Consider the following 19,553-nt stretch of genomic DNA (forward strand, 5'->3'; position numbering starts at 1 on the left):
CCGGACCCGGCCACCGACAGTGACGGCGGCCGGGTCTCCTGGGCCACCCCTCATCACTCCACCCGGAGTCCCTCTTGGCCACAGGCACACAACCACCAGCCCAGCGGCCCGCCGGCGTCCACGACGCCTCGCGGGCCGCGATCGCTGCCCGGCACCTGCGGACCGACCGGTGGTGGCTGGCGCCCGCCGGCACCGCGGCCGGGCTGCTCGCCTTCATCGTCTACTCGACCTGGCGGGCATTCGCCAATGCCGACTACTACGCGGCCCCCTACGTCTCCCCGTTCTACTCCCCGTGTCTCGCGGAGAACTGCCAGGAGATGCGCGGGGGACCGAACCTCGACCTCTTCGGCAGCTGGTGGGGCCTGTCCCCCGCGCTGCTCATCCTGATCTTCCCGCTCGGCTTCCGGCTGACCTGCTACTACTACCGCAAGGCCTACTACCGGGGCTTCTGGGCCTCGCCGCCCGCCTGCGCGGTCGCCGAGCCGCACGCCTCGTACAGCGGTGAGACCCGCTTCCCGCTGATCTTCCAGAACATGCACCGGTACTTCTTCTACGCGGCGATGCCGGTCGCGGGCATCCTCACCTACGACACCGTGCTGACCTTCCGAAACGACCGGTACGAGTGGGGCCACATGGGCCTCGGGACGCTGCTGTTCCTCGTCAACATCACGCTGATCTGGGCCTACACGCTGTCCTGTCACTCCTGCCGGCACATCATGGGCGGCCGCCTCAAGCACTTCTCCAAGCACCCGGTGCGCTACCGCCTGTGGGGCTGGATCAGCGGGCTCAACACCCGCCACATGCAGCTGGCGTGGGCCTCCCTGATCAGCGTCGCCGCGTGCGATTTCTACGTGTACCTGGTGGCCAGCGGCGCCTTCGACGACCCGAGGATCTTCTGAGATGGCTCAAGTGGAACGGCAGCAGTGGGACCTGGTCGTGGTCGGCGCGGGCGGCGCCGGACTGCGGGCCGCGATCGAGGCCCGGGAGCGGGGCGCCCGTACGGCCGTGATCTGCAAGTCCCTCTTCGGCAAGGCCCACACCGTGATGGCGGAGGGCGGCATCGCCGCCTCCATGGGCAACGTCAACGAGGGTGACAACTGGCAGGTGCACTTCCGCGACACCATGCGCGGCGGCAAGTTCCTCAACCAGTGGCGGATGGCCGAGCTGCACGCCAAGGAGGCCCCGGACCGGGTCTGGGAGCTGGAGACCTGGGGCGCGCTGTTCGACCGGACGTCCGACGGGAAGATCTCGCAGCGCAACTTCGGCGGGCACGAGTACCCGCGCCTGGCGCACGTCGGCGACCGGACCGGGCTGGAGCTGATCCGCACCCTCCAGCAGAAGATCGTCCAGCTCCAGCAGCAGGACTTCGAGGAGTACGGGGACTACGAGGCCCGGCTCAAGGTCTTCCAGGAGTGCACGGTCACCCGGGTTTTGAAAGATCACGGCCCGAACGGCGGGGAGACCGTCGCCGGCGCCTTCTGCTACGAGCGCGAGACCGGCCGCTTCTTCGTCCTGGAGGCCCCGGCGGTCGTGCTGTGCACGGGCGGCATCGGCAAGTCCTTCAAGACCACCTCGAACTCCTGGGAGTACACGGGCGACGGCCACGCGCTGGCCCTGCTCGCGGGGGCGCCGCTGCTGAACATGGAGTTCGTGCAGTTCCACCCGACCGGCATGGTCTGGCCGCCCTCCGTGAAGGGCATCCTCGTCACCGAGTCGGTGCGCGGCGACGGCGGGGTGCTGCGCAACAGCGAGGGCAAGCGGTTCATGTTCGACTACATCCCGGACGTCTTCAAGGAGAAGTACGCGCAGTCCGAGGAGGAGGGCGACCGCTGGTACGAGGACCCGGACCACAACCGGCGCCCGCCCGAGCTGCTCCCCCGCGACGAGGTGGCCCGCGCCATCAACTCCGAGGTCAAGGCGGGACGCGGCACCCCGCACGGCGGGGTGTTCCTGGACGTGTCCACACGCATGCCGGCCGAGCGGATCAGGCGGCGGCTGCCGTCGATGTACCACCAGTTCAAGGAGCTGGCGGACGTCGACATCACCGCCGAGCCGATGGAGGTCGGCCCGACCTGCCACTACGTGATGGGCGGCATCGCGGTCGACTCCGACACGGCCGCCACGGTCGGGGTGCCCGGCCTCTTCGCCGCCGGCGAGGTCGCGGGCGGGATGCACGGCTCGAACCGGCTCGGCGGGAACTCCCTCTCCGACCTGCTGGTCTTCGGCCGCCGGGCCGGGCTGCACGCCGCGGAGCACGCGGCCGCCGCGGCGGGCCGGCTCCCGGTGGTGGACCAGGCCCAGGTGGACGAGGCGGCCGCGGAGGCGCTGGCGCCGTTCCATGCCGCCGAGGGCGCGGAGAACCCGTACACACTGCACCAGGAACTCCAGACGACCATGAACGACCTCGTCGGCATCATCCGTCGCGAGGGCGAGATGACCGAGGCGCTGGAGAGGCTCCGGTCCCTGCGCGAACGGGCCTCCCGCGCCGGGGTCGAAGGACACCGGCAGTTCAATCCGGGCTGGCACCTGGCGCTGGACCTGCGGAACATGCTGCTGGTCAGCGAGTGCGTGGCCCGCGCGGCCCTGGAGCGCACCGAGAGCCGGGGCGGACACACCCGCGAGGACTGCCCGTCGATGGAGCGGTCCTGGCGGCCGGTGAACCTGCTGTGCCGGCCGGTCACCGGGCCCGGTGGAAAGGCGGCTCCCGAGGACCCGGCGGCGGACCGGATCGAGCTGACCCGGGTGCGCACCGAACCCATCCGACCCGACCTGCTCGCGCTCTTCGAGAAGGAAGAGCTGGTCAAGTACCTCGCCGAAGAGGAGCTCTACGGGTGACTACCTACGATGCCGCGTTCCGGATCTGGCGGGGCGACGCGGAGGGCGGCGAGCTGCGCGACTTCACCGTGGAGGTGAACGACGGGGAGGTGGTGCTGGACATCGTCCACCGGCTCCAGGCCACCCAGGCCTCCGACCTCGCGGTGCGCTGGAACTGCAAGGCGGGCAAGTGCGGTTCGTGCAGCGCGGAGATCAACGGGCGGCCGCGGCTGCTGTGCATGACGCGCATGTCGACGTTCTCCCGCGAGGAGACGATCACGGTCACCCCGCTGCGGGCCTTCCCGGTCGTCCGCGACCTGGTGACGGACGTGTCCTTCAACTACCAGAAGGCGCGCGAGATCCCGGCCTTCGTGCCGCCCGCGGGGGTGGCTCCCGGCGAGTACCGGATGCAGCAGATCGACGTGGAGCGCTCGCAGGAGTTCAGGAAGTGCATCGAGTGCTTCCTGTGCCAGGACACCTGCCACGTGGTGCGTGACCACGAGGAGAACAAGACCGCCTTCGCCGGCCCGCGCTTCCTGATGCGGGTGGCCGAGCTGGACATGCACCCGCTGGACGCGGCGGGCGAGGCGGGACTGGACCGCAAGCGCACGGCCCAGGAGGAGCACGGGCTCGGCTACTGCAACATCACCAAGTGCTGCACGGAGGTCTGCCCGGAGGGCATCAAGATCACCGACAACGCCCTGATCCCGCTGAAGGAGCGGGCCGTGGACCGCAAGTACGACCCCCTGGTGTGGCTGGGGAGCAAGATCGGACGCCGTTCCGCTCGATAGCCGCCCCCACCGTTCACCGCGCGGGACGCGATGCCCCCCGACACCGTCGTTGACGTGGTGTCGGGGGGCATCGCGGTGCGCGGGTGGGGCTGGACCGGCTGCCGGGGCCCGGGGTGCGCCCCCGAGGTGCGCCCGGGGGCGCCCCGGGCGGGCCCGGCGATCTCCGGGTGCGAGGGCGAGGAACCGCCCATACTCTCCCAAATGTGACTCCGCCGAGAAGCAGGACGCAGCGCCGCACCGCCGCCGGGATATCCCTCCGTGCCACCCTCGCGCTGGCCGCCGCCCTGCTGGCGGCCGGCGGCTGGGCGACGGCCGCCGCGCCGCCCGCCCGCGCCGACGATCCCGTCACCCTCTCCCAGCAGGGGCAGATCACCGACCGCGTGGGCGCCCTGGGCGACCGCAAGGCGGCCGTCACCGCCGCGCTGGACAAGCTGTACGCCGACCGGAAGATCCAGCTGTTCGTCACGTACGTCCGCGACTTCTCCGGCCGCTCCGCGCAGAGCTGGGCCGACGCCACCGCCCAGAAGAACGGCCTCGGCCAGAACGACGTCCTGCTCGCCGTCGGCACCGGCGCCCGCCAGTACGCCTATTCGGCCGACACCGAGTCCGGCTTCACCAAGGAGCAGCTCGCCGCGGTCGCACAGACCGCCATCGAGCCGGCCCTACGGAAGAACGACTGGGCGGGCGCCGCGATCGGCGCCGCGAACGGCTACGACGCGGTCCTCGGCGGGCAGCCCGTGCCGGTGCCCGCCATCGTCCCCGGCGAGCCGGACCCGGGCGGCGCCGGGGCGAGCGGCGAGAGCGGCGAGAGCGGCGCCGGGGACCTCGTCCTGCCGGTGGTCGCGGTCGGCGCGGCCGGCGCCCTCGGCGCGTACGCGTACACCCGCCGCAAGCGCGGCGGGTCCGCGGGCGGTCGCGGTGGCCGCGGTGGCGGTTCGAAGACCACCGGCTGGTCCGGGCAGGACACCGCGCCCGCGCCGGTGCCGCTGCCCGATCTGGACGCCAGGGCCAAGACCGTGCTGGTGGAGACCGACGACGCGATCCGCACCAGCACCGAGGAACTCGGCTTCGCCACCGCCCAGTTCGGCGAGGAGGCGGTGTCGGCGTTCACGGCGGCCGTGGACTTCGGGAAGGGCGAGCTGACGGCCGCGTTCCGGCTGCGCCAGCAGCTCGACGACGCCTACCCGGAGGACGACGCCACCCGCCGCCGGATGCTGGACGAGATCGTGGCCCGCTGCACGGAGGCGAACCGGAGGCTCGACGCCGAGTCGGCCGACTTCGACCGGCTGCGGGACCTGGAGAAGAACGCCCCGCAGGCCCTGGCCACCGTGGAGGCCCACTTCCGTGCGCTGACGGGCCGCACGACGACGGCCGAGGCCACCCTCACGGCCCTCGGCCGGCAGTACGCGGACTCCGCGTCCGCGCCCGTGGCCGCCAACCCCGAACAGGCCAAGGACCGGCTGCTGTTCGCGACGAGCAGCCTCGGCGAGGTCCGCGCCGCGATCGCCGCCGGGGACAACGGCAAGGCCGCCGTGCACGTCCGGGCGGCGGAGGGCGCCGTGGACCAGGCGGCGACCTTGGTAGACGCGGTCGAGCGGCGGGCGCAGGAGCTCGCGGAGGCCGCCGGGAAACTGCCCGTCGCGCTGAACGAGACGGACACGGACCTCGCCGACGCGCGGGGACTGCTGACCGGAACCACCGAGGGCACCTCCACCGCCGATCTGCGCGGCCGGATCGGCCGGGCGGAGGCCGTGGTGGCCGACGTGCGGCAGGAGCAGAGCGCCGGCCGGTACGACCCGATGGACGCCCTGCGCCGCGTGGAGGAGGCCGACGCGGCCCTCGACGAGGCCTTGGCGGGGGCCCGCGAGCGCGAGTCGGGCCGCCAGCGGGCGACGGCCCTGCTCGACCAGGCCCAGCTCACGGCCCGCAGCGCGATCGGCGCGGCGGCGGACTACATCACCACCAGCCGGGGCGCGGTCGGCAGTCAGGCCCGTACGCGGCTGGCGGAGGCTCAGCGCCACCTGGAGCGGTCCACGTCCCTGGCGGCCTCGGACCCGCCGGGCGCGGTGGCCGGGGCGCAGCAGGCGGACTCCCTCGCGCGGCAGGCGCAGCAGCTGGCCGAGCAGGACGTGGAGGCGTACCAGAACCCGTACGGCAGCGGCGGCGGCCGGCGCCAGGGCGGCGGCATGAGCGGCGCGGTGCTCGGCGGGATCATCCTCGGCGAGATCCTGAACGGCGGCCGTCGCGGCGGGGGTTTCGGCGGGGGCTTCGGCGGCGGGGGCGGGAGCGGCCCCGGTTCCTTCGGCGGCGGCGGGACCCGCGGCCGCATGGGCGGCGGCGGCCGCTTCTGACGGCCGCGCCCCACGGCCGCACCGACCCCACTCCCCCTTCGGCTTCCCCAAGGAGACAGCACCATGAGCAAGCAGACCATCCTCGGCCGGGTCACCCAGCTCGCCAAGGCCAACATCAACTCCCTGCTGGACCAGGCGGAGGACCCGCAGAAGATGCTGGACCAGCTGATCCGCGACTACACGAACAACATCTCGGAGGCGGAGCAGGCCGTCGCCACCACGATCGGCAACCTGCGGATGCTGGAGGCGGACCACAAGGAGGACGTGGACGCGGCCGCCGAGTGGGGCGGCAAGGCCCTCGCGGCGAGCAAGAAGGCGGACGAGCTGCGGGCTTCGGGTGCGGCCGCGGACGCCGACAAGTTCGACAACCTCGCCAAGGTGGCCCTCGGCCGCCAGCTGCAGTCGGAGAAGGAGGCGGCGACGGCCGAGCCGACGATCGCCGCCCAGACCGATGTCGTGGGCAAGCTGAAGTCGGGGCTGGACTCGATGAAGAACAAGCTGACCGAGCTCACGTCCAAGCGGGACGAGCTGGTGGCGCGCGCCAAGACCGCGCAGGCGCAGAACACGATGATGGACGCGGTCAAGAACATCGACGTCATGGACCCCACCAGCGACCTGAACCGCTTCGAGGACAAGGTCCGGCGCGAGGAGGCCATGGCGCTGGGCAAGCAGGAACTGGCCGCGTCCTCCCTGGACTCGCAGTTCGAGTCCCTGGAGGACCTCGGCAAGACCTCGGAGATCGAGGCCCGCCTCGCCGCGCTGAAGGCCGGCGAGGCGGCCTGAGTCCCGGCCGGCGGCGGGGGCGGCCCGCGTCCGGTCAGCCGTACATGCTCAGCAGCTGCTCGGCCGAGAGCTCGGTCACCGACTCCGCCACCGCGCCCGGGAGCGGCAGCTCGAACCAGACCGTCTTGCCCCGGTGCGTGCGCCGGGTGCCCCAGCCCGCCGAGAGCAGGCCGACGAGCTGGAGGCCGCGGCCTCCCTCGTCGGTGTCGCGGGCGCGCCGCCGCCTCGGCTGGACCAGGTTCGCGTCCCAGACCTCGCAGACGAGGGTCCGGTCCAGCAGCAGTCGCAGCCGGATCTCGCCTTCGCCGTAGCGCAGGGCGTTCGTCACGAGCTCGCTGACCAGCAGCTCCGTCGTGTCCAGCAGCCCTTCCAGCCCCCAGGCCGGCAGCTTGGCCCGGGCCAGCTCCCGCGCCCGGCCCACCGACCGGGCCTCGCGCGGCAGCTGCCAGTCGCCGACGGCGTCCACCGGCAGGCCCTGGACGCGGGCCATCAGCAGCGCGATGTCGTCCTCGCCGTGCCGGGTGTCGAGGGTGTTGAGGACCCGGTCGCAGACCTCCTCCAGCGGCCGCGAGGGATCCGCCAGCGCGTCGCGCAGGCCCCGCAGGCCCTCTTCCAGCGGGTGGTCCCGCGATTCGACCAGGCCGTCGGTGTACAGCGCGAGCAGTGCGCCCTCCGGAAGTTCGACCTCGACCTCCTCGAACGGCTCGCCGCCCACGCCCAGCGGCAGTCCCGTCGGGATCTCCAGGAGCAGTCCGGGCCGGGCGGGGGCGCCCTCCTCCTTGGGTTCCACCAGCACCGGCGGCATGTGGCCCGCGTTCGCGATCGTGCAGCGCCGGGTCACCGGGTCGTACACGGCGTAGACGCACGTGGCGAGGTACACCTCCGAGCGGTCCGCGTCCCGCGAGTGCAGTGCGGCGCGCGAGGCCTGCTGGGAGCCGCCGGGCGCGCCGAGCCCCCGCGCGATCTCGTCCAGCGCGGTCAGCACCTCGGCCGGTTCCAGGTCGAGCAGCGCCAGCGTCCGTACCGCCGTGCGCAGTTCACCCATGGCCACGGCGGCCCGCAGACCGCGGCCCATGACGTCTCCGACGACCAGCGCGGTGCGGTGCCCGGGCAGCTCGATGACGTCGAACCAGTCGCCGCCGACCTCGGTCGCCGCGTTGCCCGGCAGGTAGCGGCAGGCGATGTCGAGCCCGGCCGCCTCCGGGTCCCCGGGGGGCAGCAGGCTGCGCTGCAGTATCAGCGCGCGCTCGTGTTCGCGCCGGTAGAGCCGCGCGTTGTCGATGCAGACGGCGGCCCGTGCGGCGAGCTCCACCGCGACCGCCCGGTCCCGTTCACCGAAGGGCTCGCTGCCCTTCGTACGGGAGAAACGGGCGAGTCCGACCACCGTGTCGTGGGCGACGAGCGGGACGACCAGCGTGGACTGTACGAGGTCCCCGGATTCCGGCCCGCCGCCTTCCAGCAGCCGCGGCCGCGCCGTGCGCAGCGCGATGGCGCCCGGCGACCCGGCCGGGTACCGGTGGATCTCGCCTACGGAGACCAGCGCGCCCGGTCCCGACAGCGGGGCGTCCGAGACCGCCGAGGCGAAGGCCACCCGGCGCAGCGGCGCCGAGGGCGCCCGGCCCGGTCCCTGGCCGGGCAGGCTGGGCACGCCCGGTCCCTGGGGGCGGGCGGGGCGGTCGTCGTCGCCGAGCAGGAGGCCCTGGTAGAGGTCGACGGCGGCCAGGTCGCAGAAGCCGGGGACGGCGACGTCGAGGAGTTCGCGGGCGGTGGTCTCCAGGTCGAGGGAGTTGCCGATGCGGTGTCCGGCCTCGTTCAGCAGGGCGAGGTTGCGCCGGACGCCGGCGGCCTCGCGGGCGGCGAGGTGGCGGCGGGTGACGTCGATGCCGATGCCGGCGACGCCGACGGGGCGGCCCGATCCGCCGTGGACCCGGTAGAGGTTGATGGACCAGTGCCGGTTCTCCCGGCTGCCGGGGGCGGCTCCGGTGATCTGGAGGTCGTTGACCGAGTCGCCGGTCTCCAGGACCCTGCGCAGCGCCTCGGCCATCCGGTCGGCCTCGTGCGCGGGGAGGTAGTCGTGGACGGTGCGCCCGCGGTGGTCCTCTGCGGCGCCGCCGAAGACGGTCGCGAAGCGGCGGTTGGCGCGCTGCACGGTGAGGTCGGTGCCGAAGAGCAGGAAACCGAAAGGCGATTGTCCGAAAATCGCCTGCGAGGCCGCCAGATCGGATTCGATGCGCCGCAGCGCGCGTACGTCGACGACCACGCAGAGCGCGGCACGCTCGGCGGACTCGGTCCGGGTGGGCATCACATAGATCTCGGCCACCCCGTGCGCACCGTCTCCGCCGGGGATCCGGAAGGGGATCAGGCCCGTCCATTCCTTGCCGTCGAGGATCTCCGCCATTCTGCGGTGCCCGGCGGATCGCAGTTCGGCCGGCATGAAGGCGTCGACGGGATCGCGGCCGACGGCCTGCGCCGGGCTCAGCCCGAAGAGTTCCTCGGCGCGCAGACTCCATTGGTCGATGAGGCCGTCGGGGCCGATCGAGAAGGAAGCGACCTTTATGTAGTCATATATCGAGCCAGGCAGGCTGTTGTGCCACAAGGAGTCGTGCCAGGTGTCCCTGCCCACCGTCTCCACAGGCACACGGGCCTGATGTGCCTGTACAGGTATCTCGCTCACGCGACCGTCCCCTCCAGCTCACCGCAACCGGACCGGCCATGACCGAAGTATTCAGCACCGCGGCGCCTTACGGCACGGCCTTCGCGATCACAAAAGGATCCCGTTGTTTTCCAGCCATGCCGTGCGCTCTCCGCGGACTCCGTCCGGGGGTACCCCTTGGCAGTCCTTCCCCTTGTTACTCACCAGGAAGAGCCAACTCGAACCACACCGTCTTGCCCGACTTCCCGTGCCGGGTCCCCCAGCGCTGCGCCGAGACCGCCACCAGGTGGAGGCCCCGCCCGCCCTCGTCATCGGAACGGGCGACGCGTGCGCGGGGCGGATCGGGAAGCGGATCCGAAACCTCCACGAGAAGCGCCGGACCCGAGGGCGCCTCCGGGGCGGCCGGATTGCGCCGTACCAGGCGGACCCCGATGGGCCCGGAGGCGTAGCGCAGGGAATTGGTGACCAGCTCGCTGACCAGCAGGACGGTGACATCGCCGACGGCGTCGAGGCCCCATTCGCGAAGGGCGCCGCGCACCGCGTGGCGGGCGGTGCGGACGGCACCCGGTTCGGCGGGGAAGGCCCATTCGGCGCATTCACCGTCTGTGTCGATCACGCCGATCACTTCCCGGGCCGGCTGGCGACCCCAGTCCGGTTCGACAGGGACAGAACCACGGGGACAAGTACGAGATACGGATTAATAGCGACATACCCGATATTCACGGCGTCGTATCACTCGGCCCCCCACGGACCGGCGCACTGTGGCGCAGACGGCCTAGAGCGTAGGCGTCACGCGCCCCCGTGAGCCCTCTGAGCTCCGGCGGCGGACTGGGACTCCAGGCGCCGCCCGGCCTCGGCGACCGCCGGGCGGTCCTGGTCGAGCCAGTCCACCGAGTCGAGCTCCCCGGGGCCGAGCCAGCGCAGCTCGTCGTGGTCCTCCAGCGGAGCCGGGTCGCCGGAGAGCAGCCGGGCGGTCCACACGTGCAGGACGAAGCCGGGCTTCAGCGGCCACTCCCCCGGGATCCGCTCCAGCGCCTCCGTCTCGACACCGAGTTCCTCGCGCAGTTCGCGCACGAGTGCTTCGGCCCCCGATTCGCCCGGCTCGGTCTTGCCGCCCGGGAGCTCCCAGCGGCCGGCGAGCTCCGGGGGTGCGCTGCGCCGGGCCGCCAGCAGGCGCCCGTCATGACAAAGGGCTCCGCCCACGACCACGCGTACAGTCATGGGCGGAGCCTATGGCAGCGGTGTTGCCGCTGCGACGCTCACTTCGTCGTGGACGCTCATTTTCGTCGTGGACGTTCAGTTCATCGTGGCGGTCCGGCTGGTGGTACCGCCCTGGACGAGGCGCTCGATCCAGTAGAGCTGCTTGTGTCCTCTGTCGTCGAGGTCGTCGGCGACCTTCTGGGCTTCTGCCCGGGTGGCGTACCGGCCCACCCGGTAGCGGTTGCCGTTGTCGTCCTCACGTATGACCAGCCACGGGAGCAGGGCACCGCTGTCGTTCATCGCGTTTCACCCTCCGCCGACGTACCTGCCCGGGAAACCGCATCGCGCATATGCCTGAGCCTACGCCCGACCTTCACGCAGCGGATACGGTTTTTCACGAAGAGGTACCTCGCAGGCGTACGCATCCGGCCACGCGTACGAGTGGGCCGTGCGCGCCGGTTCAGACCCGGCGCACGGTCGGCAGCGGCAGGATCACCGCCCCGCCCGGGCCCTGCTTGCGGCAGACGTCCCCGCAGGTCGCGTCGAGGGAACAACAGAGCGAGCAGATCGGGCCGGACTGGACGGGGCACTCGGCGATGTCGGGCAGCTCGTACGCGGTCTCGCAGACAGCGCAGAGGTGCGTCGCGGTGACGTCCGCGACCTCCACGTCGGGGCCGTTGACGGTGTTCGGCCTGGCCAGGTAGTACTTCCCCTTCGTCGCCCAGGCGATCAACGGGCAGAGGGCGAGGGCGAGTCCGGCCGCGATGAAGGTCGAGAACGCTTCGGCGTACGTCCCGAAAAGGCCGAAGAAGGCGAGGATCGAGACGGTGGAGGCGATCACCATCGCGCCGAATCCGGCCGGGTTGACCGAGTAGAGATAGGCGCGCTTGAACTCGATGTACGGCGGGCTGAGCCCGAGCCGCTTGTTGATCACGAGGTCCGCGGCCACGGCGGCGATCCAGGCGATGCCCACGTTGGAGTAGAAGCCCAGCAACTTGCCGAGCATCGCGAACATGTTCAGCTCCATCAGCGTCAGCGCGATGCCGAGGTTGAGGAAGATGTACCAGACGCGGCCCGGGTGGCGGTGGGTGATCCGGGAGAAGAAGTTCGACCAGGACAGCGAGCCGCTGTAGGCGTTGGTGACGTTGATCTTGATCTGCGAGACGATCACGAAGAGGGCCGCCACCGGCAGCGCGAAACCGCCGAGCCAGGGGCGCAGCGCCTCCAGCTGCGGGGCGATCGGCTCCAGCGCGTGCGTCTTGCCCACCGCTTCGAGGGCGGCGAAGGCGAGGAAGGCGCCGCCGAGCTGCTTGGCCGCGCCGATGACCACCCAGCCGGGGCCGGCGGCGAGCACGGCGACGTTCCAGCGACGGCTGGTGGCCGGGGTCTTGGCGGGCATGAACCGCAGGTAGTCGGCCTGTTCGCCGATCTGCGCGATGAGCGAGAGCGCGATGCCGGTGCCGAACCCGAAGCCGATCCACGAGAAGCCGGGGCCCGCCCCCTCCGTCCCGCCGAAGTGCGCGAAGGTGCCCCAGGCGTCCGGGGCTTCGAAGGCGAGCACGAGGAAGGGCAGGGCCAGCCCGATCAGCCAGACCGGCTGGGTCCAGGCCTGCACCTTGGCGAGGGCGCCCATGCCCTTGAAGACGATCGGGATGACCACGAGCGTCGTGAGCAGGTACCCGATCTCGACGGGCAGGCCGACCGCCTGGTGCATGGCCTGGGCCATGATCGAGCCTTCGAGGGCGAAGAAGATGAACGTGAAGGAGGCGTAGATGAGGGACGTGAGCGTGGAGCCGAAGTACCCGAAGCCCGCGCCCCGGGTGACCAGGTCCATGTCCAGGCCGTACGTGGCACACGCGCGGGCGATGGGGATGCCGGTCAGGAAGATGATCACGGCGGCCGCCAGGATCGCGGCGGCGCCGCTGGTGAAGCCGTAGGCGAAGACGATGGAGGCGCCGATCGCGAAGTCCGCGAGGTAGGCGATGCCGCCGAGCGCCGTGCCGGCGACGGTGGCCGGGCCCCAGCGCCGGAAGGAGTGGGGCGCGTATCTGAGCGAGTAGTCCTCGCGGCTCTCGTCGGCGGCGAGCTTGGCATAGCTCCTGCGCGGCGGCGCGGGGGTGGAGGCGGAGGCGGAGGCGGGTGCGGCGGTATCGGTCATACCGCCGGACGGTAGGACCGCATTGTGACGACCCGTCACCCTCGGGCATTGCCCGGGTGTTACGCCACCCGGCGCAGCGTCACCGCCGGGTTAATCCCCGCACGCCGCCGTCCGCTCAGCGGACCGGCAGGTGGTACGCAAGGCGGTAGCGGTCGGCCGGGACCACGACGTCCGCCGTCTCCACCGCCCGCCCGGACGCGAAGTACGTGCGCCCGATCACCAGCACCACGTGGCCCGGGACCCCGCCGAGCAGCAGGCTCTCCTCCGCCAGGCCCGGCCGCGCGCCGACCTCCTCCACCACGTTGTCCACGACCACGTCGATCGCGGCCATCCGGTCGACGACCCCCGCGCCGCCGAGCGGCCCCTCCTCCGGCAGCATCACCGGCGTCCGGCCCGTCACGGTCAACGGCTCCCAGGAGGTCGACAGCATCATCGCCTCCCCCGCGTCACGAAAGACGTACCGCGTCCGCATCACCCGCTCGCCGGGCTCGATGCCGAGCCGCTTGGCGATCTCGGGCGGGGCGTCGGCCTGTTCGCTGCCGGACTCCCAGGTGCCGCGCGCCCCGGCCTCCGCCTGCTCCTGGCGGAACGGGGTCGAGACCCCGCCCGTGCGGTAGCCGGAGCGGGCCACCCGCCGCGGGACGGGCTGCTCCCGTACGTACGTGCCGGAGCCGGAGCGGCCTTCGACCAGGCCCTCCGCCATGAGGACCTTGCGCGCCTCCAGGGCCACGGTGTCGGAGACCCCGTACTCCTCGCGGATCCGGGCCTGCGAAGGGAGCCGGGCGTGCGGAGGCAGGGACCCCTCGACGATCTTCCGTCGCAGATCCCCGGCGACGCGCAGGTAGGCCGGCTGCTCACCGAAAGTCACTGGCCACTCCCATCAGGTTGACAGACAGCTACAGACTGGCAACCGACGGTTGTACACCGCAAGCAAGGGCCAAAGTTTCACCCGAAGTGATGAAGCCAGGTCACTCAAACCCACGCGTCACATGAGCCCCGCCCGAACAGGGCACGCGCATCGCACGAGCACGGTCCGGGCACGCCCCGAGCCGCGCCCGAGCCCGCCCGATCACCCCCGAGCCCCGCGCGGACCCCGCCCCGTCACAGGCGGACCGTCTCCACGCTCGGCCCGTCCCGCTCGGCCTCCTCCAGCCACTCCGGAACCGTCGTCGACAGTCCGTACGCCCCGCGCAGCGCCTTCTCCGCCGCCACGGGCAGCTCGCCGAGCGCCCGCTCCCACGACGCGGAGAACTCCTCCGTGCTCGACGCGCGGGCCGCCTTGCGCCATTCCCGCCGCGCCGCCTCGACCCGCTCCTTCTGCACGCCCGCCGGCCCGGCCAGCTCCGGCCGCCCCTTCGCCCCGTCCAGCATCCGCGACTCGGCGCCCAGCGCCTCGTCCACCCGGCGCGCCCACGCCCGGTACTCCGCCAGCGCGTCCTCGAGCGCCTCCTCCGGAGAGGCGCCCAGCGCCTGGTCGGCCTCGTTCATCGCGTGCAGGAAGGTCACCTGCTCCGGCTTCAGCATCGCGGCGTCCTTGCGCAGGCTGCCCGTGTGGTCCTGCTCCGCCGTGCCGATCACGCACACCACGCGCCGGTCGCCGTCGCCCCAGCTCTCGCGCGAGGGGGCGAAGTAGAACATCTCCGCGTACGGGGGCAGCGCCCACGTGTCCATCGCGTACGCGTCCTGCGCCCGCCAGCAGTCTTCGTTCGCCGACCGCTTGATCTCCTCCGCGCCCTGGAAGCGCGGTCCGCTCAGCGTGGTCGAGGAGGTGATCTCCGCGTCGTGCACCCGCGCACAGGCGATGCGGTACACGAAGGGGTCCTCGTCGAGCAGGTCGCCGCCGGGGACGTTGAAGCAGTCGCCTGCGCGCAGCTCGTCGATGTCGGTCAGCTCGCCCTCGACGTCCTCGTAGGGCTCCAGCGCGCCCAGTGCGCGGGCCCGGTCGAAGAGCGTGTCCGCGGCCCGGTCCACGGCGAAGACCACGACCGCGGTCATCACCAGCGACACCACCAGGCCGCAGACGGCGAGGACCCGGCCCCGCTCGCCCTTCTTCGCTATCTGCACGAGGGCCACGATCGCGAAGACGACGCCCAGGGGCGGGAAGCAGAGCAGCCCGACGAGGAGCGAGGCGAGTGCGAAGCCGTTGAACGCGGGCGGGCCGTACGGGTGCCCGTACGGGGGCGGCGTCGGCGGCGGGGCGGGCCAGTGGGGCGGGGGCTGGGGCGGGTTGGTCACGGGGTGGAGTGCTCCATCAGGGCGTGGCGGGGGCGGCGACGGAAGCGTTCGCTCAGGTACGTGCGCGAACGAATGCGCGAATAGTACGCAGCGGGGGCGGCCGCCGAAACGGTCGCCCCCGCCCTTCAACCCGTCGTCACTTCACGCCGCGCTCAGAACTGGAGCGCCCAGGAGTCGATCTTCCCGGTGTCGACGTTCGCGAGGTCGGCGACCCGGAGCTTCCACACGCCGTTGGCCACCTCGGCCGAGGCGTTCACCGTGAAGGTCTGGATGATGTCGTCCGCGCTGCCCCCGGTGCGGTTGCGCAGGTTGTAGACGGTGCCGTCGGGGGCGACCAGGTCGACCTTCAGGTCACCGACGTAGGTGTGCTTGATGTCGACCGGGACGCTCAGCGTGGCGGGGGCGTTGCCGGAGATCCCGCTGACGGTGATCGGCGACTCGACGGTGGCGTTGTCGTTGATCGCGTAGTCGGCGGTGTTCTCGAAGCGGGTTCCCGGGTTCGGCGGGGTGGTCGTGGTCCCGGTGTTGAGCAGCCGGTTCGGGGAACCGGTGCCGGGGCTGGTCACGACGTTCGGCGTGGCCGCGTTCACCAGGGCCGTGGAGACCTGCGCCGGGGTGGACGCCGGGTTGGCCGCGAGGTAGAGCGCGGCGGCGCCGACCACGTGCGGGGTCGCCATCGAGGTGCCGGAGATGGTGTTCGTGGCGGTGTCGCCGGTGCCCCACGAGGAGGTGATGCCGGAGCCGGGGGCGAAGAGGTCCAGGATCGTGCCGTAGTTGGAGTAGCTCGCCTTGGCGTCGGTGTTGGTCGTGGCGCCGACGGTGATGGCCTCGGCCACGCGGGCCGGGGACTTGGTGCTGGCGTTCGTGGACTCGTTGCCCGCCGCGACGCCGTAGGTGATGCCGCTGGCTATGGAGTTGCGCACGGCGGTGTCGAGCGCGGAGTCCGCTCCGCCGCCGAGTGACATGTTCGCCACGGCCGGCTTCACGGCGTGCGCGGTCACCCAGTCGATGCCGGCGACGACCTGGGCGGTCGTACCGGAGCCGTTGTTGTCGAGCACGCGCACGCCGACGATCTTCGCCTTCTTGGCCACGCCGTACGAGGTGCCCCCGACGGTTCCCGCGACGTGCGTGCCGTGGCCGTGGCCGTCCTGGGCGGTGTTGTCGTTGTCGATGGCGTCGTAGCCGTAGGACGCGCGGCCGCCGAGGTCGGTGTGCGTGATGCGCACGCCCGTGTCGATGATGTACGCCGTCACGCCCTCGCCGGCCTTGTCCGGGTAGGTGTAGCCGTTGTCGAGCGGGAGCGCGCGCTGGTCGATCCGGTCCAGGCCCCAGGAGGGCGGGTTCGGCTGGGTGGCGTCGACCGTGAAGGTCCGGTTCTGCACGACCGACTTGACGGCGGGGTCGGCGGCGAGCTTCTGGGCCTGGGCCTCGGAGACCTCGACGGAGTAGCCGTTGAGGGCCGCGCTGTAGGTCCGGTCGATCTTGGCGCCGTACCGCTTGGCGACGGCCTTCCCGCTGTCGGCGGTGGAGCGGGCGGCCGAGTCGTGCAGGGTCACGATGTAACTGCCGGGGACGGTGCCGGCGGCGCCGGCGTTCTCGATGACGCCCCGGGGGGCGTCCGGGGCCGCCGAGGCGGGCAACGCGGCGGCGACGCCGAGGGCGAGGGCGACAGTGGCGGTCGCGCCGATGCCGGCGACCTTCCGGCGGGTGTGACGCATCACGGACATGTGAGGGGTCCTCCTCATAGGTGGTGCGCTGCGGGGGGTGCGCGAACGCGCCGTTTCAGGCATGGCCATGACAATCAAATGCCCAACGGCGCGCCGCTGACGAAAGGTTGACCCACAGACTCGCTTCCCCACAAGAGGACAACGAACGCGTAACATCCGTGCCATACGACAGCCATGATCGAGCAAAGGCGGTCAGCACATGACACACGCACTCCCCGGCTACGTCTGCGCCGAAGACGGGACGCGCGCTGACGTCCGGACCGCGCCGTGGTGCTGCCCCCTCTGCGGCGGCCCGTGGGACCTCGACTTCACGCCGGACCCGGCCGCCCCGCTGGAGCCCCTCACCGGACCGCCCTCCCTCTGGCGGTACGGATCCGCACTGCCCCTGCCGGGGGCGTACGCCGTGACGCTGGCCGAGGGGAACACCCCGCTGGTGCCGCTGACGGAGCGGGTTCACGCCAAACTCGACTTCCTCATGCCCACGTTGTCGTTCAAGGACCGGGGCGCGGTGATGCTCGCGGAGCTGGCGCGCCGGCTGGGTCCGGAGCGGGTGGTGGCGGACAGCAGCGGCAACGCGGGTACCGCCTTCGCGGCGTACTGCGCGCGGGCGGGTCTGAGGTGCGAGGTGTTCGTGCCGGAAGGCACCTCGCCGAAGAAGACGGAGCAGATGCGCGCGCACGGCGCGGCGGTACGGGTGGTCCCGGGCGGGCGCGAGGCGGCGGCCGCGGCCGCCCGCGCCGAGGCCCTCGTACAGATGCTGGAGACCCGCGCGTCCACCGCGAGCGAGCACCTCGGCCGGCTGCGCGGCGAGGCCGAACGCCGCGCCCCCGCCGAGGGCACCGCACACACCGAACTGCCCCCGGAACTGGTCCCCGAGGACGTCGACCAGGCCCAGGCGCTGCTGCGCACCGCCACCGCCCAGCTCGGCGCCCACACCGCCGCCGTGGAGTCCGCCCGCGCCGCCCACGCCGACCTGCTGCGCGCCCACCGCGCCGCCGAGGACGGGGCCGGCGGCTTCGAGGAGACCGCCGCCCTGCTGCGGGACCTGCTGCGCGACCACACCCACCACGAGGACGAGCAGGAACCGGTGGCGCACACGGGCAGCCTGGAGGAGGCCCGCCAGTCGGCCGCCGAGGCCCGCCGTTCGCTCCGGGCCTGCACGAGCGACCTGTCGGCCGCCGAATCCGCCGTCCGCGAGGCGAGCGACACCCTGGTCCGGCACGCCAACGCCAACCGCTACGAGCAGGTACGCACTCCCGCGCGCCAGCAGATCCGCGAACTGCCCGCCTCTGCCCTGCCCGAGCACGCGGCGGCCTGGGCGGTCGCCTTCGCCCCCCGGCTGCGCGTCCTCACCGACGAGCTGGCGCAGCTGGAGCGCAACCGCGACAGCATCGTGGACCGGCTGCGCGGACTCGTGGAGTCCGCGCTGGCCACCCTGCGCTCCGCCCAGCGGCTCTCCCAGCTCCCCGAGGGCCTGGGGGAGTGGTCGGGCCAGGAGTTCCTGCGCATCCGCTTCGAGGAACCCGACCAGGCCACCCTCACTGAGCGGCTCGGCGAGGTCATCGACGACGCCACGCGCGCGGCCGTCAAGAAGAACAGCACCGCCTCCTTCGGCGAGGGCCGCCGCGACGGCATGTCGCTGCTGCTGCACGGGGTCCAGGCGGCGCTGGAGCCCAAGGGCATCGCGGTGGAGATCCTGAAGCCGGACGCGGTGCTGCGCGCCGAGCGGGTGCCGGTCGGCCAGATGGGCGACGTCTTCTCCGGAGGCCAGCTGCTCACCGCCGCGATCGCGCTGTACTGCACGATGGCGGCGCTGCGCAGCAACGACCGGGGCCGCGACAAGCAGCGGCACGCGGGCACGCTGTTCCTCGACAATCCGATCGGGCGCGCGAACGCCACGTACCTGCTGGAGCTCCAGCGGGCCGTCTCGGACGCGCTCGGCGTCCAGCTGCTCTACACCACGGGCCTGTTCGACACGACGGCCCTCGCCGAGTTCCCGCTGGTGATCCGCCTGCGCAACGACGCCGACCTGCGGGCGGGGCTGAAGTACATCAGCGTCGAGGAGCACCTGCGCCCGGGCCTGCCGCACCAGTCCCCGGACGAGGAGACCATCCACGGGGAGATCACGGCGACCCGGATGTTCCGCCGCGGCGCACCTGCTTGACGCACCCCACGGGCAGCCGTCCGGCTCGTCACCGCCGGCCGGTCACCGCCCGGTCCCGGACGGTGGCGGCCAGATGCCGGTGGCCTCGCCGCGCCCGGGTATGCGCTCCGGCTGCCGGCGCGGCACCGGAGGCGTCGACCGGGCTGCCGCGGCCGCATCGCGGCGGGCCCGGCGGCGCTCGCGCCGGCGCCCCCGCGCCGTGCTGCTCGGCTCCGAGACGACCCCGTACCGCTGGTTCCACGTCTGCCGCGTGATCAGCACGTCCAGCACGCCCCAGGTGGCCACGACGGTCCCGCCTATCGCGCAGAGCGCCATCGGGAAGGCAAGCCAGGACCCGGTGATCGTCAGGAAGAAGGCGATCGTCGCGACCGTCAGCGTCACGGCCACGATCAGCACCGCGCGCACGGCGGATGTGCGCACCGGGTCCGGCATGCGCCGCCGGTGCGCCGCCTGGTCCACCCACAAGGCCCGCCCGGGTGGCGCTCCGGGCCCCGCGGTGCCGTCCTCGTACTTCGTCGCCATGCTCCGCTCCTCCCCTCCCCGCGGCCGGTCATGCACGCCCCCCACAGGTAGACGTACGGTGCGGTCCAGAGATTCCCGCATCGCGGACGCGGGAGACGCCCTGGACGGTGGCGGAACAAATAATTCCAGCCATCCGTCCAGGTGCGGGAACTGAC

15 protein-coding genes are annotated in these 19,553 nt (G+C 72.3%); 6 read left to right on the forward strand and 9 right to left on the reverse strand.

From position 1 onward, the window contains the following. The first annotated feature begins 74 nt into the window (after nucleotides 1-74). The 5 genes from J7E97_RS15430 (at nucleotide 75) to J7E97_RS15450 (ending at nucleotide 6,739) form a co-directional block, all read left to right on the forward strand. A complete protein-coding gene (locus J7E97_RS15430) occupies nucleotides 75-899 on the forward strand; it encodes a hypothetical protein (protein ID WP_215027365.1) in 825 nt (274 codons plus the stop codon). Nucleotide 900: 1 nt separating this feature from the next. Further along, nucleotides 901-2,835, forward strand: a complete 1,935-nt coding sequence (locus J7E97_RS15435) for a fumarate reductase/succinate dehydrogenase flavoprotein subunit (protein ID WP_215027367.1) — start codon at nucleotides 901-903, stop codon at nucleotides 2,833-2,835. Further along, nucleotides 2,832-3,605 carry a succinate dehydrogenase/fumarate reductase iron-sulfur subunit gene (locus tag J7E97_RS15440; protein WP_215027369.1) on the forward strand — a complete coding sequence of 258 codons (774 nt, stop codon included), beginning with the start codon at nucleotides 2,832-2,834 and terminating at the stop codon, nucleotides 3,603-3,605. The genes J7E97_RS15435 and J7E97_RS15440 overlap by 4 nt, the downstream gene beginning before the upstream one ends. A gap of 248 nt (nucleotides 3,606-3,853) precedes the next feature. Then, a complete protein-coding gene (locus J7E97_RS15445; protein WP_215027411.1) occupies nucleotides 3,854-5,956 on the forward strand; it encodes a TPM domain-containing protein in 2,103 nt (700 codons plus the stop codon). 63 nt (nucleotides 5,957-6,019) lie between these two features. Further along, nucleotides 6,020-6,739 (forward strand): PspA/IM30 family protein, encoded by a 720-nt coding sequence (locus tag J7E97_RS15450; RefSeq protein ID WP_215027371.1) that lies wholly within the window; start codon nucleotides 6,020-6,022, stop codon nucleotides 6,737-6,739. 34 nt (nucleotides 6,740-6,773) lie between these two features. Here the strand turns inward: J7E97_RS15450 and J7E97_RS15455 are convergent, their stop codons facing one another. The 8 genes from J7E97_RS15455 to J7E97_RS15490 form a co-directional block, all read right to left on the reverse strand. Then, a complete protein-coding gene (locus J7E97_RS15455) occupies nucleotides 6,774-9,362 on the reverse strand; it encodes a SpoIIE family protein phosphatase (RefSeq protein WP_215027412.1) in 2,589 nt (862 codons plus the stop codon). Between the two features lie 226 nt (nucleotides 9,363-9,588). Continuing rightward, nucleotides 9,589-10,017 carry an ATP-binding protein gene (locus tag J7E97_RS15460; RefSeq protein ID WP_215027373.1) on the reverse strand — a complete coding sequence of 143 codons (429 nt, stop codon included), beginning with the start codon at nucleotides 10,015-10,017 and terminating at the stop codon, nucleotides 9,589-9,591. A gap of 164 nt (nucleotides 10,018-10,181) precedes the next feature. Then, nucleotides 10,182-10,613, reverse strand: coding sequence for a (deoxy)nucleoside triphosphate pyrophosphohydrolase (locus J7E97_RS15465; protein ID WP_215027375.1), 432 nt, complete (start codon nucleotides 10,611-10,613; stop codon nucleotides 10,182-10,184). A 75-nt stretch (nucleotides 10,614-10,688) separates the two neighbouring features. Continuing rightward, nucleotides 10,689-10,892, reverse strand: a complete 204-nt coding sequence (locus J7E97_RS15470; protein WP_215027377.1) for an SPOR domain-containing protein — start codon at nucleotides 10,890-10,892, stop codon at nucleotides 10,689-10,691. Nucleotides 10,893-11,052: 160 nt separating this feature from the next. Next, nucleotides 11,053-12,750 (reverse strand): cytosine permease, encoded by a 1,698-nt coding sequence (locus J7E97_RS15475; protein ID WP_215027379.1) that lies wholly within the window; start codon nucleotides 12,748-12,750, stop codon nucleotides 11,053-11,055. Nucleotides 12,751-12,865: 115 nt separating this feature from the next. Next, a complete protein-coding gene (locus J7E97_RS15480) occupies nucleotides 12,866-13,618 on the reverse strand; it encodes a GntR family transcriptional regulator (protein ID WP_215027381.1) in 753 nt (250 codons plus the stop codon). A gap of 233 nt (nucleotides 13,619-13,851) precedes the next feature. Beyond that, a complete protein-coding gene (locus J7E97_RS15485; RefSeq protein WP_215027383.1) occupies nucleotides 13,852-14,985 on the reverse strand; it encodes a DUF4190 domain-containing protein in 1,134 nt (377 codons plus the stop codon). A 152-nt stretch (nucleotides 14,986-15,137) separates the two neighbouring features. Further along, complete coding sequence (locus J7E97_RS15490; RefSeq protein ID WP_215027385.1) at nucleotides 15,138-16,712, reverse strand: S8 family peptidase; 1,575 nt, start codon at nucleotides 16,710-16,712, stop codon at nucleotides 15,138-15,140. 199 nt (nucleotides 16,713-16,911) lie between these two features. On the opposite strand from J7E97_RS15490, the gene J7E97_RS15495 reads away from it, so the two are divergent. After that, nucleotides 16,912-18,876, forward strand: coding sequence for a pyridoxal-phosphate dependent enzyme (locus tag J7E97_RS15495; protein ID WP_215027386.1), 1,965 nt, complete (start codon nucleotides 16,912-16,914; stop codon nucleotides 18,874-18,876). A gap of 42 nt (nucleotides 18,877-18,918) precedes the next feature. Here J7E97_RS15495 and J7E97_RS15500 read toward each other — a convergent pair whose 3' ends face one another. Further along, nucleotides 18,919-19,398, reverse strand: coding sequence for a hypothetical protein (locus tag J7E97_RS15500; RefSeq protein WP_251054590.1), 480 nt, complete (start codon nucleotides 19,396-19,398; stop codon nucleotides 18,919-18,921). Nucleotides 19,399-19,553 lie beyond the last annotated feature (155 nt).

Source organism: Streptomyces sp. ISL-66, assembly GCF_018614135.1.
Classification (GTDB): domain Bacteria; phylum Actinomycetota; class Actinomycetes; order Streptomycetales; family Streptomycetaceae; genus Streptomyces.